18 protein-coding genes and 1 pseudogene are annotated in these 19,320 nt (G+C 54.6%); 6 read left to right on the top strand and 13 right to left on the bottom strand.

All coding sequences use genetic code 11. The annotated features are described in order from the left end of the window. Positions 1-190: 190 nt before the first annotated feature. Genes FH039_RS11460 through FH039_RS11450 form a run of 3 tightly spaced genes read right to left on the bottom strand, consistent with a single transcriptional unit; the run spans position 191 to position 2,111 of the window. Positions 191-448, bottom strand: a complete 258-nt coding sequence (locus tag FH039_RS11460; protein ID WP_139681411.1) for a PLDc N-terminal domain-containing protein — start codon at positions 446-448, stop codon at positions 191-193. A 28-nt stretch (positions 449-476) separates the two neighbouring features. Continuing rightward, entirely contained in the window at positions 477-704 is a 228-nt protein-coding gene (locus FH039_RS11455; protein ID WP_139681410.1) for a PLDc N-terminal domain-containing protein, read from the bottom strand. Between the two features lie 60 nt (positions 705-764). Further along, the gene (locus FH039_RS11450) at positions 765-2,111 is read right to left on the bottom strand and encodes a cyclic 2,3-diphosphoglycerate synthase (RefSeq protein ID WP_139681409.1); all 1,347 of its coding nucleotides are present in this window, start codon (positions 2,109-2,111) and stop codon (positions 765-767) included. Positions 2,112-2,357: 246 nt separating this feature from the next. Between FH039_RS11450 and FH039_RS11445 the strand changes: the two genes are divergently transcribed. Further along, positions 2,358-2,813, top strand: coding sequence for an alanyl-tRNA editing protein (locus tag FH039_RS11445; protein WP_139681869.1), 456 nt, complete (start codon positions 2,358-2,360; stop codon positions 2,811-2,813). Here the strand turns inward: FH039_RS11445 and FH039_RS11440 are convergent. From FH039_RS11440 to FH039_RS11405, 8 genes are all read right to left on the bottom strand, one after another. Continuing rightward, positions 2,794-4,044 carry an ATP-binding protein gene (locus tag FH039_RS11440; RefSeq protein ID WP_139681408.1) on the bottom strand — a complete coding sequence of 417 codons (1,251 nt, stop codon included), beginning with the start codon at positions 4,042-4,044 and terminating at the stop codon, positions 2,794-2,796. The genes FH039_RS11445 and FH039_RS11440 overlap by 20 nt on opposite strands. 69 nt (positions 4,045-4,113) lie before the next feature. Then, positions 4,114-4,905 carry a DODA-type extradiol aromatic ring-opening family dioxygenase gene (locus tag FH039_RS11435; RefSeq protein WP_139681868.1) on the bottom strand — a complete coding sequence of 264 codons (792 nt, stop codon included), beginning with the start codon at positions 4,903-4,905 and terminating at the stop codon, positions 4,114-4,116. Positions 4,906-4,910: 5 nt separating this feature from the next. Continuing rightward, a complete protein-coding gene (gene thrC, locus FH039_RS11430; protein WP_139681407.1) occupies positions 4,911-6,041 on the bottom strand; it encodes a threonine synthase in 1,131 nt (376 codons plus the stop codon). Position 6,042: 1 nt separating this feature from the next. Next, positions 6,043-7,134, bottom strand: a complete 1,092-nt coding sequence (locus tag FH039_RS11425; RefSeq protein ID WP_139681406.1) for an eCIS core domain-containing protein — start codon at positions 7,132-7,134, stop codon at positions 6,043-6,045. Positions 7,135-7,188: 54 nt separating this feature from the next. After that, entirely contained in the window at positions 7,189-7,791 is a 603-nt protein-coding gene (gene psmB, locus FH039_RS11420; protein ID WP_139681405.1) for an archaeal proteasome endopeptidase complex subunit beta, read from the bottom strand. Between the two features lie 199 nt (positions 7,792-7,990). Continuing rightward, positions 7,991-9,427: a hypothetical protein gene (locus FH039_RS11415; protein ID WP_139681404.1), complete on the bottom strand. Its 1,437-nt coding sequence runs from the start codon at positions 9,425-9,427 to the stop codon at positions 7,991-7,993. Positions 9,428-9,580: 153 nt separating this feature from the next. Then, a complete protein-coding gene (locus tag FH039_RS11410) occupies positions 9,581-10,300 on the bottom strand; it encodes an ABC transporter ATP-binding protein (RefSeq protein ID WP_139681867.1) in 720 nt (239 codons plus the stop codon). A gap of 2 nt (positions 10,301-10,302) precedes the next feature. Then, complete coding sequence (locus FH039_RS11405; RefSeq protein WP_139681403.1) at positions 10,303-11,316, bottom strand: FecCD family ABC transporter permease; 1,014 nt, start codon at positions 11,314-11,316, stop codon at positions 10,303-10,305. 122 nt (positions 11,317-11,438) lie between these two features. Here FH039_RS11405 and rimI point away from each other — a divergent pair, with 122 nt between their 5' ends. Together rimI and endA are read left to right on the top strand one after the other, a co-directional pair. Beyond that, positions 11,439-11,942, top strand: a complete 504-nt coding sequence (rimI, locus tag FH039_RS11400) for a ribosomal protein S18-alanine N-acetyltransferase (protein ID WP_139681402.1) — start codon at positions 11,439-11,441, stop codon at positions 11,940-11,942. Then, complete coding sequence (gene endA / locus FH039_RS11395; RefSeq protein ID WP_139681401.1) at positions 11,939-12,454, top strand: tRNA-intron lyase; 516 nt, start codon at positions 11,939-11,941, stop codon at positions 12,452-12,454. The genes rimI and endA overlap by 4 nt, the downstream gene beginning before the upstream one ends. A gap of 372 nt (positions 12,455-12,826) precedes the next feature. On the opposite strand, the gene FH039_RS11390 is transcribed toward endA, so the two are convergent. Next, a complete protein-coding gene (locus FH039_RS11390; RefSeq protein ID WP_139681400.1) occupies positions 12,827-13,630 on the bottom strand; it encodes a DUF835 domain-containing protein in 804 nt (267 codons plus the stop codon). Between the two features lie 204 nt (positions 13,631-13,834). Next, positions 13,835-15,022 carry a glycine C-acetyltransferase gene (locus FH039_RS11385; RefSeq protein ID WP_139681866.1) on the bottom strand — a complete coding sequence of 396 codons (1,188 nt, stop codon included), beginning with the start codon at positions 15,020-15,022 and terminating at the stop codon, positions 13,835-13,837. A 184-nt stretch (positions 15,023-15,206) separates the two neighbouring features. Here FH039_RS11385 and FH039_RS12585 point away from each other — a divergent pair. The 3 genes and pseudogenes from FH039_RS12585 to FH039_RS11375 all read left to right on the top strand — a co-directional run. After that, a pseudogene (locus tag FH039_RS12585) lies at positions 15,207-15,383 on the top strand (replication factor C small subunit); the annotation flags it as partial. A gap of 102 nt (positions 15,384-15,485) precedes the next feature. Continuing rightward, positions 15,486-16,412, top strand: coding sequence for a hypothetical protein (locus FH039_RS11380; RefSeq protein WP_449454227.1), 927 nt, complete (start codon positions 15,486-15,488; stop codon positions 16,410-16,412). After that, complete coding sequence (locus FH039_RS11375) at positions 16,409-19,318, top strand: LAGLIDADG family homing endonuclease (RefSeq protein ID WP_168188412.1); 2,910 nt, start codon at positions 16,409-16,411, stop codon at positions 19,316-19,318. Before FH039_RS11380 ends, FH039_RS11375 begins: the two co-directional genes overlap by 4 nt. The last annotated feature ends 2 nt before the right edge of the window (positions 19,319-19,320 follow it).

Below are 19,320 nucleotides of genomic sequence, written 5' to 3'. Positions count from 1 at the left end.
CTTAGAAATATCCTGTAGTGGGCTGTTACACAGTTTGTTTTATTTAGAATTTGGGGGCCAATAGAAGATATTTACCTTTATTGCCTTAATGAAATACAGGGGGTAATAACCCGCCCAAGTTCATTGGCTCCGCCTTCGGCGGCACTCCCCGGGCAGGGTAAGTTGGTCGTCATCCCTAAAAGGCTTCCGGTCAGCAGACCCGTATCTCCCCTGCGTCTATTTCGCCCTCCTCGTACCTGCGTCCCCTCTTAACGACGAGGTAATACACCAGTGCCCCCAGTATCGTGAAGAGGAACGTCAGGACGATCCACAGGACCTTTTCAACGCCGGACATCTTGGTCTGCTTTGTTGTTACATCGTAGATGACCCACACGAGGGCGAGCAGCTGGAGGACCATCAGGAGCATGCCCGCCACATAGACAAGGCCGAAGAATGCCATCTCGTCCATTGCAACCACCTTGAGGAATCAAGTGCCCTCAGGATTCTTCGTACTTGCCCTCCCTCTTGACGAGGAGGTAGTAGATTATCGCGCCTATGAGCCAAAGGAACAGGGCCACTAGTATCCAAATAAGCTTCTGGGTTGTGTCCATCTTCGTCTGCTTTGCAAGGACATCGTAGACAACCCATATTGCTGCCATCAGCCCAATGAGACCCAACAGCCAGAACACCCCGACAAATACAAATATCGCCCCTTCACCTGTCATGAGACCACCTGCATGAAATACAAAAGAAGAGGATAAAAGATTTTCTCCTGGCTGAGGAAATCACTTCTTGAGCTTCTCGCACTTCTCGACGAAGTCCTTGAGGATGTCCCTGAGCTTCGGCTCACCGATCTCCTCGAGCTCGTACCTGACGCGAACGGCCGGCTTGTTGAGCTTCATGACGCGGCGGAGGTCGATTGGGGTACCCATGATGACGACGTCGGCATCGGCGCGGTTGATGGTTTCCTCAAGCTCCTTGATCTGCTTGGCGCCGTAGCCCATAGCAGGAAGGATGACGTCGAGGTGGCTGTACTTCTTGTAAGTGTCGATGATCGAGCCGACGGCGTAGGGCCTCGGGTCGATTATCTCAGCCGCGCCATACTTCTTGGCGGCGACGTAGCCGGCACCGTACTTCATGCCGCCGTGGGTGAGGGTCGGGCCGTCCTCAACGACAAGAACGCGCTTGCCCTTGATGAGCTCCGGCTTGTCCACGTAGAGCGGTGAGGCACCGTCGATGATGACGGCGTTCGGGTTGACCTTCTCGATGCTCTCGCGAACCTTCTGGATGTCGTCCCTGTTGGCGGTGTCTATCTTGTTGATGATTATGACGTCAGCCGCGCGGAAGTTGGTCTCACCGGGGTGGTACTTGAGTTCGTGGCCCGGCCTGTGCGGGTCGGTGACGACTATCCAGAGGTCGGGCTCGTAGAACGGGAAGTCGTTGTTTCCGCCGTCCCAGAGGATTATGTCTGCCTCCTTCTCGGCCTCGCGGAGGATCTTCTCGTAGTCAACGCCGGCATAGACCACCATGCCCCTGTCTATGTAGGGCTCGTACTCCTCGCGCTCCTCGATGGTGCACTCGTGCTTATCGAGGTCCTCGTAGCTGGCGAAGCGCTGGACGACCTGCTTCCTGAGGTCACCGTAGGGCATCGGGTGCCTTATCGCGACGACCTTGTAGCCCATCTCCTGGAGGATCTGGGCGACCTTCCTGCTGGTCTGGCTCTTTCCACAGCCGGTTCTAACGGCGGTAACCGCTATAACCGGCTTGCTGGACTTGAGCATGGTGCTCTTCGGACCGAGGAGCCAGAAGTCGGCACCGGCGCTGTGGGCCCTGCTGGCGAGGTGCATGACGTGCTCGTGCGGAACGTCGGAGTAGGCGAAGACGACGACGTCGATGTCGTGCTCCTTGATTATCTTCTCCATGTCATCCTCGCTCCAGATCGGAATGCCGTTCGGGTAGAGCTCGCCGGCGAGCTCGGGCGGGTAGACCCTGCCCTCGATGTCCGGAATCTGAGTGGCGGTGAAGGCAACGACCTCGTAGTCGGGGTTGTCCCTGAAGAACACGTTGAAGTTGTGGAAGTCCCTTCCGGCGGCGCCCAAAATGAGAACCCTCTTCTTTCTCTTCTCGGCCATTTTCGACCACCTCAAAAGTTTTTAATCAGGCACTAGTGTATCGTTTTTGGCATTTATAACGGTTTTTGTTTAATGGTGCAAGCTTCTGGCGGGGATTATTCGGTACGGCCACCAGTGGACTGAAAAACATTCAAGAGCCGCTGGATAATCTCCGTTTGAATTTACCTGTGGGATTGATAACCAGCCGGGCTGTTTCCCACATCCCGTAACCCTTAATAATCCTCTTGACAAGATGTTGCGATGCCTATGCCGCCGGTTGACGTTAGAGCCCATACGGCTTTGCATGTCGTTAAAGGCGCCGTCGTCAAGGTTCTTGGCGAGAAAGCAAAGTGGACGGCGAGTGTTTACGTGGATGGAAACCATGGAAGGCTGACCGTCAAGTTCGACAGAAAGCCGACGCCCGAAGAAATCGCCGAGATAGAGCGCCTGGCAAACGAAAAGGTAAGGGAAAACGTCCCGGTCCAGGTTTACGAGCTTCCGCGCGAAGAGGCAGAGGAGCGCTTCGGCGAGGACATGTACGACCTTTTCCCGATCCCGCCGGAGGTAAGAACCCTCAAGGTGGTCGTTATAGAGGGCTGGAACGTAAATGCCTGCAACAAGGAGCACACCGCAACTACCGGGGAAATAGGGGAGATAAAAATCAGGAAAGTCCGCTTCAGGAGAAGCAAGGAACTGCTTGAGATTAGCTTTGATGTCCTCTGAGGAGGAACTTCCAAATTGGAAGAACCTCCACCGTTAGGTTTCCTTCTTTAATCCTTTCTTCGTCTTCCACCGTGACTACAGTAAGTTTACTCACTTCGAGTCTCTTAGCAGTTCTGATTAACCCTTTGATCTCCCTCTCATAGTTTGCGGCGTTCAATTCGTAGGTCACTTGGATGAGCTCCCTCATGTGCGAACCTTCTCTCACGACAAAGTCAACCTCGTTTTTTCCGTCGGAGTAGTAGGAGATCTCAAGCGACGGGTTCCAGTAGCTCTTCTCCCTCAACAGCTCTATGAACACCAGGTTCTCCAGTTTTCTCCCTCCGTCGTGTCCTTTGAAAAAGAGAGAAGCAAAGGCAGTGTCAACGAGGTACAGCTTTCTGGGTTTTATCATTCTCTCCCTCGTTGAGGGTGAGAATATTGGGAGCTGGAAAACGAGGAAGGACTCCTCCATTGCCCTGAGGTAGTTCATGACCGTCTTCAGGTTTGCGTCGACGCCGAGGCCCTTTAGGGCCCTCTGGAGGGAGCGGTACGTGAAGTAGCCGCCGTAGAGGGAAAGTATATGGTAGAAGGCCTCCTGAAATTCTTTGACGTCCCTGAAGGCAAAGCGCTCCACCATGTCCCTGTAGAACATGGTTTCGAGGATTGAAATAATCTTCTCCCTTGATTTGGACGTCCATACCTCCGGGAAACCTCCCCACTTTATGTAATCTTTCAGAACCGCCTGGAGTCTCCCCCTTTCCCGGAAGGTTTTTCCGGACTCTCCCGCGATTTCCCTGAATGAGAGCGGGAGAATCAGCCTTGAGACGTGCCTTCCCCTCAGGCGCGAGGGTATCTCGGAGGACATAAGGGTGGAGGAGGAGCCCGAGATGTATACATCGAAATCTCCAACGTCGTGGAGCCAGCGAAGCTTGACGTCCCATTCTGCCCATTCCTGAACTTCGTCAAGGAAAAGAACCACCCTGCCTTCAGGGAATTCTCGCCTGATTCTTTCCGCCAGCTCCCGGGCAGTTAGTCTTCTCAGCTCTGGTTCATCGAACGGAAGGTAGAGAACGTTTTGGCGGTCTTTGATTGATTTGGCCTTTTTGAGGAGCAGGAACGTTTTTCCTACCCTTCTGGGCCCGATTATGGCCTTTATGTCCCTTCCCCCGGGCAATTCAACTTCTCTGGGTATTTCCTCGACGAACCTGAGGGAGCCGAGGTACTCCTCGGTAATTTCAATCAGCGAAATCATGTGTATTACTAATACACAATAATATAAAAGGTTTGTGTATTACTAATACACAACACGAATAACTTGCGCTCAGCCCTTTCTCACCCACAGCGCCCCGGCCATGCCGAAGTAGGTCGGGCAGGCGTAGGCTGAAGTCCTTAGCTCGAACTCGGCCTTCCTCATCGCCCCGAGCATTATCAGCATTCCCCAGTAGCTGTCAACGAGGGCTTTTCTCACCAGTTCCTCGGGGAGTTTTGGCAGCTCTTCAATGCGGTTCCCGTTGATCAGCTCCATTATGAGTTTGTCGTACTCCTCGCTCTCCTTCACCTTTCCGTAGGGGCCGTTTTCGCTGTGCCCGTGCCCGTGGTCGGCGCTTATTATGAGGGCGACTTTTTTCTCCTCCATATCGAGCACGTCTCCGAGGACTTCGCCGAACTTTACGAGCGTCTCCCTAGAAACCCCGCGCGAGGGAGTTATGAGTACGAGCGGCTTCTTCTTGAGGAAGCTCAGCGGGATCAGCTCCCCCCAGCTCAACGGCCAGCGGGAGTATTCTCCCCTTAGCGAGGCGAAGTTTAAATCGACGACCGGCATTCCTGCCTCTTTCTCTACTCTATAAATCTTCTCGGCCAGCCCACGGTCGGTCTTCCACTCCCCTGGGATTTCCTTCCCCTCGAAGGGCAGCCACGAGACGAGGTTCTCCGCTAAAACAACGCCGAGGTGGTCGCTCATACGGGCGTTGTGGGGGCTTACTAAGACGTAGGAATCAACGTCGCTAAAGGTTCTTCCGATTTCCTTCAGAACCTCCGCGAGCTTTCTCGTTTCCTCATCCTCCGGCTCAAGAACCGGGTTTCCGTGGGGCATGAGGCCGATTCCGGCGAGCATTTTCATCACCCCAGGCAGTTCTCCAGCTCTTCAAGCGGGCATTCCCTTATTTTCCTGGCCGGAGCGTTCTTCAAAGTTTTCAAACCGGAACCGGTAAGTATTGAGACGACCTTGACCCCTTCAGGAAGTTCGAGCTTTCTCAGGGCAGCTACACCGGTCGCGCTCGCCGGCTGGACGAAGATGCCTTCACCGGCGAGCTTCCTCTGGGCTTCCCTGATTTCGTCATCTGAGACCGTCACGCATTTCCAGCCAAACTCGCGGAGAAGCTTTAGAACCGCGTTCCCACTCGGTGGATATGGGTTCGCTATGGCCTTCGCTATCGTCTCCGGCTTCTCAAAGCGCTCCACCCTTGTTTTCCCCTCCTTAAACGCCCTGCATATCGGCGAACAGCCCTCGGCCTGAACCGCGATGAGGGTTGGAAGTCCATCGATGAGCCCGCTCTCGTGGAGCTCGATGAAGCCTTTAGCTATTCCGCGGAAGAGGCCACCGGAGCTGGTCGGAATGAGAACGTAGTCCGGGCTTACTTCCTCGGCTATCTCAAACGCTATGCCCTTGTAGCCCTCGATCCGGAAGGGGTTGTCCGAGTTGATGAAATAAACCCCGAGCCTTTCTCCCAGATTCAGGCTCTCGAAGTAGAGCTTCCCGTAGTCGCCGCGAACCCTGATGACCTCGCCGCCGTAAACCGAAACGGCCTTCAGCTTTTCGTCGCTCGCGCTCTCGGAGACGAGGATTTTGGCCCTCAACCCAAAGCGGGAAGCGTAGGCAGAAACGCTCGCCGCCATGTTTCCGGTCGAGACCGTTCCGACGGCCTTATAACTCTCTCTGAGGGCGTGGCTTAGGGCTAAAAACGTCCCCCTGTCCTTGAAGCTCCAGGTTGGATTGACCGTCTCGTTCTTGAGGTAGAGCTTCACTCCAAGCTCTTCGCCGAGCCTCGACTTCACTAGGGGTGTGTCGCCTTCGCCGAGCGAAAGTTCCAGAGCAGGTTCCACCGGCCAGAAGTCCCAAAAGCGCTCCCAGACTGTTTTTCCAATGTAGGGTTCGCCCTTAAAGGGCTCGAACTCGACTGGTTCACCGCATTCACACCTCTGAACCGGTTCGTCGTAGGTTTTCCCGCAGATGGGGCAGAGGAGCTTCACATCAGTCCCTCCTTTTGGCGATCAGGAGAACGGAGTTCCCTTCAATCCTTATCGTGTAGTTGGCATAGGTGTTGCCCTCCGCGAGCTTGGAGAGGGTTTCACCAAAGGTCCTCGCGGCGCTCCCGCTTGAGAAGGCCACCTTCCACTGGAGGAGGTAGCCACTCGCGTTCTGGGTCAAGAGGAGCTTATCCCCGCGCCACGCACTCGAGACGTTCCAGGAGGTCTCGTCCTCAAGCTTCGCAACGTCCCTGAGGAGGAGGTAAACGTAGTATTCGCCGAGCCTGTCTTCCTTGAGGACGCGCGAGCTCGGCGGTTCGCTCAGGGTGACGTTGGTGGGCGTAACGTTTTCGAGGTACAGCTCGGGGTGCATGACCTGCTGCGCCGAGACTGGATAGTGACCATAGGCCTCGTTCACCAGCTCCCAGCCGCCTTTCTCGTAGAGGTAGCGAACAAACTTGTCGCCGAAGACGTAGGGGAAGATGTGGAGGTCCGTAAGCGGGTTCCCGCTCAGCGAGCGTATCTTGTGGATGGGTATCCCGTTCCTCTCGCAGTAGAGGTCAGCAACCAGGTCGGCGTCGCCCTCGATGAGGGACTGGATCGCTATGGTGCCATCGTAGGTGTCGGCGTCGTACTTCGCGTCGAACCACTGCTTCTGGAGCACGTGGACGCTCTCGTGGGCTATCGTCCTCCTGGCGGTGTCCGGATCGGCCATAAAGTTCTCCTGGATGATGTATATCGTGTCCCCAACGGTTGCGGCTATCCAGTTGGCGCTTCTCTCGGTTTCCTTTTTGACGTACTGGTAATCCGGCGGAAGGAGGAGGGTCATCTTGTAGGTCAGCTCTTCTATTTTCATCCTCTCGATGTCCGCTTTGCCTGGCTTCCACTTGGCCAGGGCCTCGCTCTTCGTGAGAACCACTATCTTCGGCCTCTCCTTGAAGGTGAGGTTCCTTATCTCCTGGACCTGGTCGAGTATCCCGTTTACCTCACCGAGAACCGCGCTCGGATTGACGGTCAGCCTCTCCGCTGCGTAGAGCGCCGAGACGAGCAGGATTATCAGCCCGAGAACCGCCAGCTTTTCGGAAAGCTTCCGCATGTTACCAACTCGAAAAGGGAATTAAAAAGGGCTTTGGTGCGACCGTTGAACGGTTCACTCCTTGAACTCAACGAACTCCTCCTTCATACCATCCTTCGTTATGACGACGACCTGGATTTTCCTGTCGCCGGTGTAAACGTCGCGCTTTCCGGCGGTTCTCACGGCCCTGACTGCCAGCTCTTTCGCCTCCTCGACGCTCATGTCCTTCCTGAAGCCGTCTTCAAGGATGGCTATGGCGAAGGGGCTTCCAGAGCCAGTGGCGGTGTAGTCATCGAAGACGAGACCACCCATTGCGTCGAGGTTCGCCAGGGTCGGCTCCTCAACGTGGCCGCCTATGATTATCTGGACGAGGTAGGGGAACCACTTGTTCTCGTTGAGTATGTTGCTGAGCAGGTTCGCCATGGCCTTGGTGCTCATGGGTCTGTTCCAGGTGAACTGATAATAGCGCGCTTCCGCCTCGAGCATTCTCGCCAGGGCCTGAACGTCGCCGACGCTTCCCGCGGTTGTTATCGCTATCCTGTCGGTGATCGGGACTATCTTCCTGATGTTGAGGGTCTCGACCATGTGGTCGAGGGAAGCCTGCGTATCAGCGGCCAGAACGACACCGTCCCTGGCCTTTATTCCCACGGTGGTGGTGCCGGTTTTCTTCGTTTCCATTCTCTCACCCCTGACCCATCTTCTCACCTGACGTTTTAAACCTTTGCTAGACCCCTGCTAGAATGACTCTGTGACCATCTACCTCCGCTATCTTGGCCTTTGCCCTGTAGACGTCTTCAATCTTCAATTATCCTGGTTTCTGATCTCCCTGGGCCGTCTCTACCGGTGCTTCTGCACCCTAAAAATAGGGAATGGAGATTTAGTCTCCTTCTCTTCCCCATGGGTTTGTGGAGTCCACGCATACACCCGTTCTTGGGTTGCACGGTGGTGAAGGTACCTTGCCGTCGGTTATGACACCGAACACTAGTGGGACGTTTACCTTTGTCTTTGCTCCACTCGTGCCGACATTGACTCCCAGAACACTGTACATCGCATAGCAACTCTTCCTTGGCTTGATTTTAACGCTGTATTCTGCCATTGAACGGTATCCTGAGCTATGGTGGAATCCAACGGTTATGCTTATCGTGTTGGCTAATTTTCCGAGTTTGGGGCTTATCCTTGTCAGGTACTTTCCGGCTGCATAGCCGAGTGGGATGTTCAGGCTAGAGCTTGAGCTAAATTCTTTGCTCTGGTTCTGTCTTAGGTATATGGCCCGTTTCCATGTGCTTACACCGATCCAGCTTCTTGTCCACTCGACGTTCTCAGGAATTGTCCAGAGGTTTGGAGTCTTGGTTATTCTTGGTGGATTGCTCCCGTAAGATTCGGTGAACTTGATTTGGCCATTGGAAGATTCTAGTATTGTGTACCTTCCGGTGCTGTGGATTTTGATGGGGTAAGTTTGAACTATCTCTATGTCCATGTACTTCCTTGTGAGCTTGTCGTATGCCGGAACTTTGGCGTGGGCCACAATGTACTCCACCTTAATATTAAGATACCGCTCCCAGGTGTTTGAACGAACTTGGAGAGGTCCATCAACTTCGTATCCAATGTCTAGTCCCCAGCCTTCGAAGTGGTTTCCAAGGGACACGGTGATTACGTTGAAAGGTCCCACATCAATCCCAACTGTCCAGTAGCTGTAGGTGCTCCTGCTGAGCTGGAGGAGCCAGTGGTAATCAACTTTTTCTGCGACCCTGTTCTCAATCTTCAATCCCATCACTGAAACCCACTCGTCGAAGGTTTTTGACTTTGCCCTGCTGTCAAAATGAAGACTCCACTGTGGGTCGAGGCAGTACCTTCCCCCAAAGTCTATCCAGCCCCTTGGACATGAACCCTTTGCCTGAACCTGATAGTCCCCCTTCAGGTTCAGCGTCTTTTCGCTTTCGAGCTTGATTCTGCTTGAAGTTATGCTTTTCACTCCCAGCTTTCCGTCCTCCGTGATGTAGAGTATTAGCGGGGTTGGTGGGGCGTAGAGGGCTTTCTCTGCCGTTGAGAGTTCCTTTATCCACTCGTGCCTGGGTACTTTGACGAAGGTCGGGAAGAGGCCGCCGGCTTTTCCATTCTTCAGAACTTTAACGCTTCCGTTGGGCAGGGGGTAGTAGATGATGTAGTTGCCTGAGCCTTCGATCCTGTACACGTCGTAGCCGAGTACCCTGGTTACGGAGTCTTCGTTGCCTGCCGTGTAGTTTAAGGCCCCTACTGTGGTTCCTCCCAGGAGAATCAGCAGTAAGACCACTAACAGGGGTTTCTTTCTCACCATTGTGGGCCCCACATGCTATTGCCCAATGTTGACTTATAAAATTTACTCTTGAAGCTTGGAAAACCTAATGGGCCTTTCGTTCGTTTGGAGCCTGAGTAATAGGTAGAAAAAGAACATAACTGACATCCTTCCGGCTATCTCTCATACTAGCCTTCAAATCCCCGCTATAAGAACTCTGTGGCCATCTACCTCCGCTATCCTCGCCCTCACCCCGTAGACTTCCTCAATAGTCTCCGGCTTCAGCTCCCCTGGCTTCCCCTCCCAGTACTTCTCCCCTCCCTTCAGGAGGACGAGCCTGTCCGCGTACCGGAGCGCTAAATTCAGGTCGTGGAGAACGGTCACGATTATCTTCTCCTCCTTAAGGGTCTTCAGCAGCTCCATCACCACGAGGGCGTGGTTTATATCCAGGTGGCTCGTCGGCTCATCCAGGAGTATCGCCTCGCTCCCCTGCGCAAGCGCCCTGGCCACGAGGGCCAGCTGGTACTCGCCGCCGCTCAGGTTCGTTACCGGCTCCTTCCTGCGCTCCCAGAGGCCGACGCGCTTCAAAGCCGCCTCAACGTTGCCCCTTGTTGCATAGGCACCCATCTCAACGAACTCCTCGATGGTGAAGGCGAACTCGGGGAAGGAGCTCTGCGGGACGTAGGTTATGAGCCTTGCCCTCTCCGGAGGTCTCATTGAGAGCAGGTCCCTTCCGTCGAGCCTCACGCTCCCCCTCGGTCTCAGAATCCCGACCATGACCTTCAGCAGGGTGCTCTTTCCGGCACCGTTCGGCCCGATTATCGCGAGGAGCTCACCCCTCTCCGCCGTGAACTCGACGCCCTTCAGGACCGCCCTCTCGCCGTAGGCGAAGGAAACCCTAACCTCCAGCCTCATCGTCATGAGTACAGCTCCCCCCTCTTGTGCTTCATCAGGAGGTACAGGAAGAAGGGCGCCCCCATCAGTGCGGTTATGATGCCCACCGGCAGTTCGGTCGGTTTTGCGACGGTTCTGGCGAGCAGGTCTGCGAAGACGAGGAGAACGCCTCCGAAGAGGGCGCTCGCGGGGGTCAGGCTTTTGTGGTTCGGGCCGAGGAGAAGGCGCATCACGTGTGGGCTGACGAGGCCGATGAAGCCGATTATTCCCGCGGTCGAGACGGCGAAGGCCGTTAAAAGGGCTATGACCCCGATGAAGAGCTTTCTGTAGAGGTGCAGGTCGAGGCCAAGTGCTATGCTCTCCTCGCCCAGGAGGACGAGGTTCAGCTCGCGCCACTTCCATATCAGGAAGCCCGTCCCCAGGGCGGAGACGATGAACATCTCACCAACGTCGCCCCAGCCGGCACCGTTGAACGTCCCCATGAGCCACATCCAGGTGACGTGGGCCCTCTCTCCCTGGCTTATGATGAGGTACCACGTTACCGCGCTCGCCAGAAAGCCGTACGCTATTCCCGCCAGGAGGAGGGTGTCAACGGGGACATGGCCATCGACCCTTGAGACGGAGTAAACTATGAAGACCGATAGCAGGGCGGAGGCGAGGGCAAGGGAGCCCATGTGCGAGGGGGCGTAGATGGCACCCAGCGCGGCCCCGATTCCGGCGCCGGCACTGACACCGATGATGTAGGGGTCAGCCAGGGGGTTCCTGAAGAGGGCCTGGGAAGCGACGCCCGCTGAGGCGAGGGAGAGCCCAACGAGATACGCCAGGAGAACCCTTGGGAGGCGGAGCTCCCATATTATCACGAAGTACCGCGGCTTTTCACCCGGGTTGGTCTGGGTGAAGTGAGAGAGCGTCGATTTTATTCCGTAGGCTATGCTGGCGGTGACGTCGGACGGGCTTATGCCCACGGAGCCCACGTAGACTCCAAGGAATAGCGCGGCTGTTGAGAGCAGTGCCAGCGCGGGGAGCCATCTCCTCATGGGGTCGGATTATTTGTCCAGACGTTTAAAGCTTTTGGGTGCATTGAATTTTCTTTGAAAGTCTCATCCTTCAGGACGAGGAGGCAGTTAATCCTTAAAAGCTCTGGTGCGTAGAATAGGATATGAGCGTCTCCATCCGTCAGTTTGGGGGGAGGGTCCCACTAGCCATGGTGGCCATAAGACCGGCCAGGCTCTTTGATATCCCCGAGGTCATGAGGATAGAGCGCGAGTCCTTCAGGGAGGACTACCCGAGGGGTGTCTTCCTGGTCTTCCTGGAGAACAACCCCGACACCTTTTTGGTCGCCGAGTACAACGGCAAAGTTATCGGCTATGTCATGGGCTACCTCAGACCGGACCTCGAGGGCCACATCATGAGCATAGCCGTCGATCCGGCGTACCGGGGCAACGGCATAGGCTCAGCTTTGCTTACCGAGGTCATCGAAAGGCTCATAAACCGGGGGGCCCGCTACATAGGCCTGGAGGTTCGCGTGAGCAACGAAAATGCCATAAAGCTCTACGAGCGCTTTGGCTTCAGGCGGATCAAGCGCATAATCGGCTACTATGCGGACGGGGAGGATGCGTACTACATGCTCCTGCCCGCCGACGAGTGGGGTGGAAGGAATTGAAGGAACCGATAATCTTTCAGCTCAGCGGGGACAGGGTCTTCAGTGAGAGGGAGAAGGCGATAAACCAGTTCTACAACAAGCGCTACTTTGGCGAGGTCGTGAACGGAAAGCTCTTCCTCTCGCTCATAGAGGCGGCCTACCTGATGGAGAAGGGCAAGATACGGGTCTTCGATGGGGAGAAGGAGCTTTCTTTCCAGGATTTGGTCGAACTCGGGAGGAAGAGGGACGACCAGTTTGATATCAAGTTACTCGTTTACACCGACCTGCGCGACAGGGGGTACACGGTGAAGTCCGCCCTCAAGTTCGGCTCCCACTTCCGCGTTTACAGGCGCGGGATGGACGAGCACTCCCAGTGGCTGATATGGGTGGTTCCAGAAAACCTCCGCTTTTCCCCTAACGACATCACCGCCCGCGTGAGGGTTGCCCACGGCGTCAGGAAGAACATGGTGATGGCTGTCGTCGATGAGGACAACGACGTGGTGTACTACAAGGTTGAGTGGGTGAAGTTTTGAGTTTCTGACAAAGATTTAAAGTCTATAAAATCTCACCTTTTATGTGTGGGCTGTTTCATAAATGGTAACTTTTGAAATGTTTGGTGTCTTTTGCTTTGCGTAATTTTTAAAATATTCTTGGGTTTTATTTTGTGGTGGTGTGACAGTCTCCGATATGTGGGGTTGTTAAGCCCGAATGGAGACCGTCAAAGCTTCCGAAGATGTGGGGAGTCTCCGTTCCCCCCGAAAGCCCTCCAATGAAAATGGGAGGAGGGAAGGTTAGCCGTAACGAGGCTTACAAACTTTACACAAGTTACGGCTAACCAGAACGGATTTGCCTCAGTGAATTTCTTTTTTGCCTTGGCAAGACTCACGTTGTGATCTTGTCGTTGGTCAGAAGGGGGTGTTGATTGTCCTTCCCTTTGGGGGGGCAAAGTCTTCGGAAGAAGAAGTAAGCGGGGGAAATTCCATCTCAATAAACGCACGTTCTCTTTTTTCGAGGGACTCAGTATTCAGCAAAATCAGCAGAGTTGCTTTCTTCTCTAGCGTTATATCCTTGAGAGCCGTTAGAAACTTCATAGTGGGGCCAAAGCCATTCTCCAGAATCAGATATTCCACGGCATCTAAAACTATTACCGTCTCCTCATCCATGCTTTTGGCAATCTTGTGGAGGAGAATATGCATGTCGGATGGATCGATGGAATGTTCGCCGGGAACCTTTGTAACCCATATGTACGGGATTTCCAGATTTTTCATAATTTCCGGCCGTCTTGTCACAAAGAGTATCTTTTTTCCTGAGGATAGCCGTATTATCTCGTTAACATCTTGTTCGGACACAATATGGGCACCGCTTTTGATTTTTGCTGATGTGTGGTTGCCGTGGAGTCGTTTTGGAGCTATGGACTTTCTTAGTGTTGTCCTAGAGCCCCACCAAGTTAAGTACGCACCAAAAATCAGTGTAATGGAGAGTATGATATCGTCCAGTACCTTTGTGAATGATGTGGGATACACGTCGTTGAAAACATCCGCTAGGAATCCAAGCCAGAATACCACCAGAAATCCAAATGTCCTGCTGAGGATGCGGGAAGGTAAGAGGCCTGTAAAGGTCCTGTGTCTTTTGAGTACAATTACGAGCATCCCTGTAACTGCGATAAGTTTGACTACTTCAAGGGCCAGCTTTATCTCAGGATAATTCATGATCCCACCTTTTTTTTTCGAATTGAGAACTAATAAATTTTACTCTCTGGCAGTGACATGATTGAAATCAAAACATCGTTTAAACGTTCAATCTATCCTTTAATCGTTATATGCCATTTTTAGTTGTCTCCAAGAACCACCCAGTCGAGAAGGGCAAAGCCTTCGGAAGAAAAAGTAAAAATTGAAGGGAAGGCTTTATATTGATCACTTCAAGAAGCCCGTCTTCTTCCCGAGGTCCTCGAAGGCGTCCAGCACGTACTGGAGGTCCTCCTTGCTGTGGGCCGCGGAAGGCTCGAGCCTTATCCTTGCGGTTCCGAGCGGGACGGTCGGATAGACTATCGCCTGCGCGAAGATGTTGTACTCGTCGTATAAGCGCTTTGAGAATTCCTGGGCGGTCTTCTCGTCGTAGAGCATAACCGGAGTAATCGGGTGCTTGGTGTTGCCGAGGTCGTAGCCCAAATCGCGGAGCCCGTTCTGGAGGAAGTGGGTGTTGTCCCAGAGTTTCCTGACGAGCTCGTCGCTGTGCTGGAGTATCTCGACGGAAGCTATAGCCGCGGCGACGTCGGGCGGGTTCGGGGCGCTTGAGAAGAGGAACGGCCTTCCGCGCTGGCGGAGGTAGTCGATGGCCTCCTCCGGTCCGGCCACGTAGCCGCCGATGACACCGAAGGCCTTGCTCAGCGTACCCATCTCGAAGTCCACTCTATCGTGCAGCTTGAAGTGGTCAACTATACCCCTTCCGCTGTCTCCGAGGACACCCTCACCGTGGGCGTCGTCTATGTAGAGCATGGCATCGTACTGCTCGGCCAGCTCCGCCATCTCCGGCAGCGGGGCGAGGTCACCGTCCATCGAGAAGACACCGTCGCTGACGATTATCTTCTTCTCCTTGTCCTTGTTCTCCTCAAGCTTCTTCTTGAGGTCCTCCATGTCGAGGTGCTTGTAGATGACCTTCGGGGCGCCGCTGAGGCGCATTCCGTCTATGATGCTCGCGTGGTTGAGCTCCTCGCTGATGAACACGCCATTGTCCTTCTTGGTGAGCAGAGCACTTAAAGCGCCGAGGTTGGCGTTGTAGCCGCTCTGGAAGAGTATGGCGGCTTCTCTCTTCTTGAACTTGGCGAGCTTCTCCTCGAGCTCGACGTGAAGCTCCATCGTTCCGGCGATGGTTCTAACAGCTCCGGCACCGACGCCGTAGTCGAGGATGGCCTTTATCGCGGCCTCCTTTATCTTGGGGTGGGCGGCCAGGCCGAGGTAGTTGTTCGAACACATGTTGAGAACGCGCTTTCCGTCAACGACGACCCAGGGGCCCTGGGAGCTCTCGAGCTTTCTTATGGTTACGTAAAGGCCCTTGTCCTTGAGCTCTTTGAGCTCTTCCTTAATCCAGTCCAGCTTCGCCATGAGAACCACCGGTCGTTTTTTGGTCATCGAGGTATAAAAGTTTTGCAGTGCCCGTTCTGGTGCAGCCCGCGATGGGGGCGCCACGCACCGCTGACCTCCTCCCCGTCCTGAAGGGCGAAGCTTTCAGAAAAAAGAGTAACCTTAATATCCCCAAGTGCCGTTTAGATTTGGGTAGGTGATGACCATGCCGGATGAAGTTCAGGAAGTTAGGATCCTTGAAAAGCCGTGGGTTGAGAAATACAGGCCCGCGAGGCTCGATGACATCGTCGGTCAGGCTCACATAGTCAAAAGGCTCAAGCACTACGCCAGAACCGGCTCCATGCCCCATTTACTCTTTGCCGGTCCTCCCGGTGTCGGGAAGACCAGTGCTACGCTCGCTTTAGTACGGGAACTCTTCGGGGAGCACTGGAAACATAATTTTCTGGAGCTTAACGCCTCCGTTTCCAAGGACACCCCAATACTCGTGAGGATTGATGGCAGGGTTGTTCGGACTACATTTGCCGAACTCGATAAGATTTACTTCGACGGAAACGACGGTGAAGTTGCCTACAAAGATGCCTACAACCTCGAAGTCCTGACGGTTGATGAGAACTACCGCGTCAGATGGTCGAGGGTGAGCAAGATAATCCGCCACCGCGTTCCAGTTATACTCCGCGTTCACCTTGAGGGAGGAGGAAAGCTCGAACTGACCGGGAACCACTCGGTCATGGTGCTCACCGAGAACGGCCTCGAAACGATAAAGGCGAGCGAGCTGAGAGAAGGCTCAGTCCTCCTCAGCTTCACTGCCAATCTTGAGGGCTTTCTTGACATCCTCGATGTGGGCAATTACAGGGTTAAGGAGAGTTCACGGGTTAGGACCTTTGAGAAGCTTCCAGTCGGCGAGGAGCTTTCCTACATGCTCGGCCTCTACGCCGCCGAGGGAGCTGTCGGCTTCAAGGGCAACACCTCCGGCCAGATCATATACACCCTCGGAGGTCACGAGGGGGAGCTTATAGACCGCGTTAGGGCCTTTGCGGAAAACCTTGGCATAAGCGTCTACGAGAACGACGTTGGTTCGGCCTTCGACCGCTCGCGGAAGAGCGGGCACCAGCTCAGGCTCCTCAACACCCAGCTGGCGAGGTTCTTCGAGGACAGCTTTTACGACGGCAACGGCAGGAGGGCGGTAAACAAGAGGATTCCGGGCTTCGTCTTCGAGTTCCCGGTTCAGGAGAGGATAGCCTTCCTGAAGGGCCTTGCCGACGGCGACGGAACAGGCGAGTGGGGTGGAGTAGTTAGGGTCTCCTCTGTCTCAAGGGACATGCTTATAGACACCGTTTGGCTCGCGAGGATTTCTGGAGTAGAGGCGAGCCTCTTCGAGAGGGAGGCAAGGTTAATCTGGGGGGAGGCATGAACTGGAGCAAGGCCGAGCTCCTTCCGGCGGAGCCGATAGTGGAGATGCTCAAGAGTATAGAGGGTGCAATCGAGGGCAACTGGCGCTACGAGCTCAGGCACCAGCTCTACGAGGGCAAGAAGCGCGTGAGGAAGGCCACGCTGAAGAAGGTTCTTGCCATGGTGAACAAGGACAGGCTCGACGAGAGGGGCAGGAGAATCCTAGAAACCCTTAGAAAGCTCGCCCAGACGGACTTACATGCCCTAATCGTTAGGAAGGTCGAGGTTGTTGAGTACAACGACTTCGTCTACGACGTCAGCGTTCCGGGCAACGAGATGTTCTTCGCCGGCGAGATACCTGTCCTCCTGCACAACTCCGACGAGCGCGGAATAAACGTCATCCGCGAGAAGGTGAAAGAGTTCGCAAGGACTAAGCCGATAGGCGGTGCGAGCTTCAAGATAATCTTCCTCGACGAGGCAGATGCCCTGACCCAGGACGCTCAGCAGGCCCTGAGGAGAACGATGGAGATGTTCTCGAACAACGTGAGGTTTATTTTGAGCTGTGTCACAGGAGACACCAAAATCTACACCCCCGACGAGAGGGAGGTAAAGATTAGGGACTTCCTCAGGCACTTCGAGGAGGGCATCATCAAGGAAGTCAGCAACAGGGCCGGAAGGGACACTGTTGTTGCTGCGGTGGCTTTCAACTCAAAGATAATCGGCCACCCCGTTTACAGGCTTACCCTTGAGAGTGGAAGGGTAATAGAGGCAACTGGCGACCACATGTTTCTCACGCCGACGGGCTGGGTTCAGACCTACGATCTTAAGGAAGACTCGGAAGTCCTCGTCAGGCCTACACTGGAGGGAACTCCCTACGAGCCCGACCCGAGGCAGATAATTGACCTTAGGGGGTTCTTTGCCTTCCTTGAAGAAATCGAGCGCGAGCACGGATTGAAGCCGCTTGGCGAGGCGAGAACCTTCCGTGAACTTCTCACGAGGGATAAGGAGAAAATCCTCGCGAGGGTTCTGGAGCTTAAGGCCGAGATGGAGAACGGTTTGACGGTTAGAGAGGCCGAAATCCTGGGGCAGATCCCAGGGGACTGGATTTCGAGGAGAGAACTGCAGGAAAAAGTCGGCCTATCAAGGGTGAGGCTCAACCAGTTCCTGCAGAGCCTTGAAAAGAAGGGCTACGTTGAGAGAAGGATTGAGGGCAAAAAACAGCTAATCAGAAAGATTCGCGATGGTAAGCCCTTGAGAAATGCAATGGACGTGAAGAAGGTCATAGAGGAGGAGTTTGGAATAGGAATAAGCTACTCCACCGTTAAAAGGCTCCTCAACGGCGAGCTGAGCGGAATGGCCTACAGCATCCTTAAGGAGGTCAAGGAGAAGTGGCTCGTCCGCTACGACGACGAGAAAGCTGGAATCCTCGCGAGGGTTCTCGGCTTCCTCCTCGGCGACGGCCACCTCGTGAAGGCACACAAGAGGGTTTGGTTCAACTCAAGTAAGGAGGAGCTTGAGGCCCTCGCCGAAGACCTCAGGAGACTCGGCCTAAAGCCCTCTGAAATAATCGAGAGGGAAGTCTCATCGGAAATCCGCGGAAGAAAGGTTGAGGGCAAAATACACATGCTCTACGTTGACAGCTCGGCCTTCCACGCGCTCATGCGCTTCTGGGGAGTCAAAGCAGGAAACAAAACCTCCAACGGCTACACCGTTCCGGAGTGGATAAAGAGGGGCAACCTCTTCATCAAGAGGGAGTTCCTGAGAGGACTCTTCGGAGCGGACGGGACAAAGCCGAGCGGAAGGAAGTACAACTTCAACGGGATAAAGCTTGAGATGCGCGCAACGAGGGAGAGCCTTGAGGAGACAACCGAGTTCTTCAACGATTTGGCCGGACTCCTTAGAGAGTTTGATGTGGAGTCAAAGATAGTGGTTTCCCCGGCCGATGGAAAGTTCGCCGTCCGCCTCATAGTTACACCCAACGATGTCAATTACCTCAACTTCCTCACGAGGGTCGGCTACGCCTACGCTAAAGACTCCTATGCGAGGCTCGTTGGGGAATACCTGAGGATTAAGCTGGCGTACAAGGAAATTGTCCTACCACAGATTGCCGAGAGGGCCGTTGAGCTCGCCACCGCAACTAACCCAACTCAAGCCGCTAAGGTTCTCGGCGTTAAGAGGGACTTCGTGGTCAACAGGCTCAGGGGCGTTCCGATTGGCCTAACACGGGACTTCATGACCTTTGAGGAGTTCCTGAGCGAGAGAACGCTCAACGGCTACGTCGTCGAAAAGGTCATCAAGAAGGAGGAACTCGGCTACCTCGACGTCTACGACGTTACCTGCGCCAGGGACCACAGCTTCATCTCCAACGGTCTCGTCAGCCACAACTGCAACTACTCCTCAAAGATAATCGAGCCCATCCAGAGCCGCTGTGCAATCTTCCGCTTCAGACCGCTCAACGACGAGGACGTGGCCGAGCGCATACGGTACATAGCGGAGAACGAGGGACTTGAGCTGACGGAGGACGGCCTTCAGGCCATACTGTACGTTGCCGAGGGCGATCTCAGGAGGGCAATAAACGTCCTGCAGGCGGCTGCGGCGCTCGATAAAACGATAACCGACGAGAACGTCTTTCTCGTGGCGAGCAGGGCCAGGCCGGAGGATGTGCGTGATATGATGAACCTGGCACTGGAGGGCAACTTCCTCAAGGCGAGGGAGAAACTCAGGGAGATTCTCCTCAAGCAGGGCCTCAGTGGTGAGGACGTGCTGATTCAGATGCACAAGGAGGTCTTCAACCTGCCGATTCCTGAAGACAGAAAAGTTGCACTGGCGGACAAGATAGGGGAGTACAACTTCCGCCTCGTTGAGGGCGCCAACGAGATGATACAGCTCGAGGCTCTCCTGGCGCAGTTCACCATAATGGGCAAGTGATG

The sequence above is a fragment of the Thermococcus indicus genome (assembly GCF_006274605.1).
In the GTDB taxonomy this organism is placed as follows: domain Archaea; phylum Methanobacteriota_B; class Thermococci; order Thermococcales; family Thermococcaceae; genus Thermococcus; species Thermococcus indicus.
The sequence above is the reverse complement of the archived record's forward strand: the minus strand, read 5'-3'. Positions and strand labels throughout refer to the sequence as shown.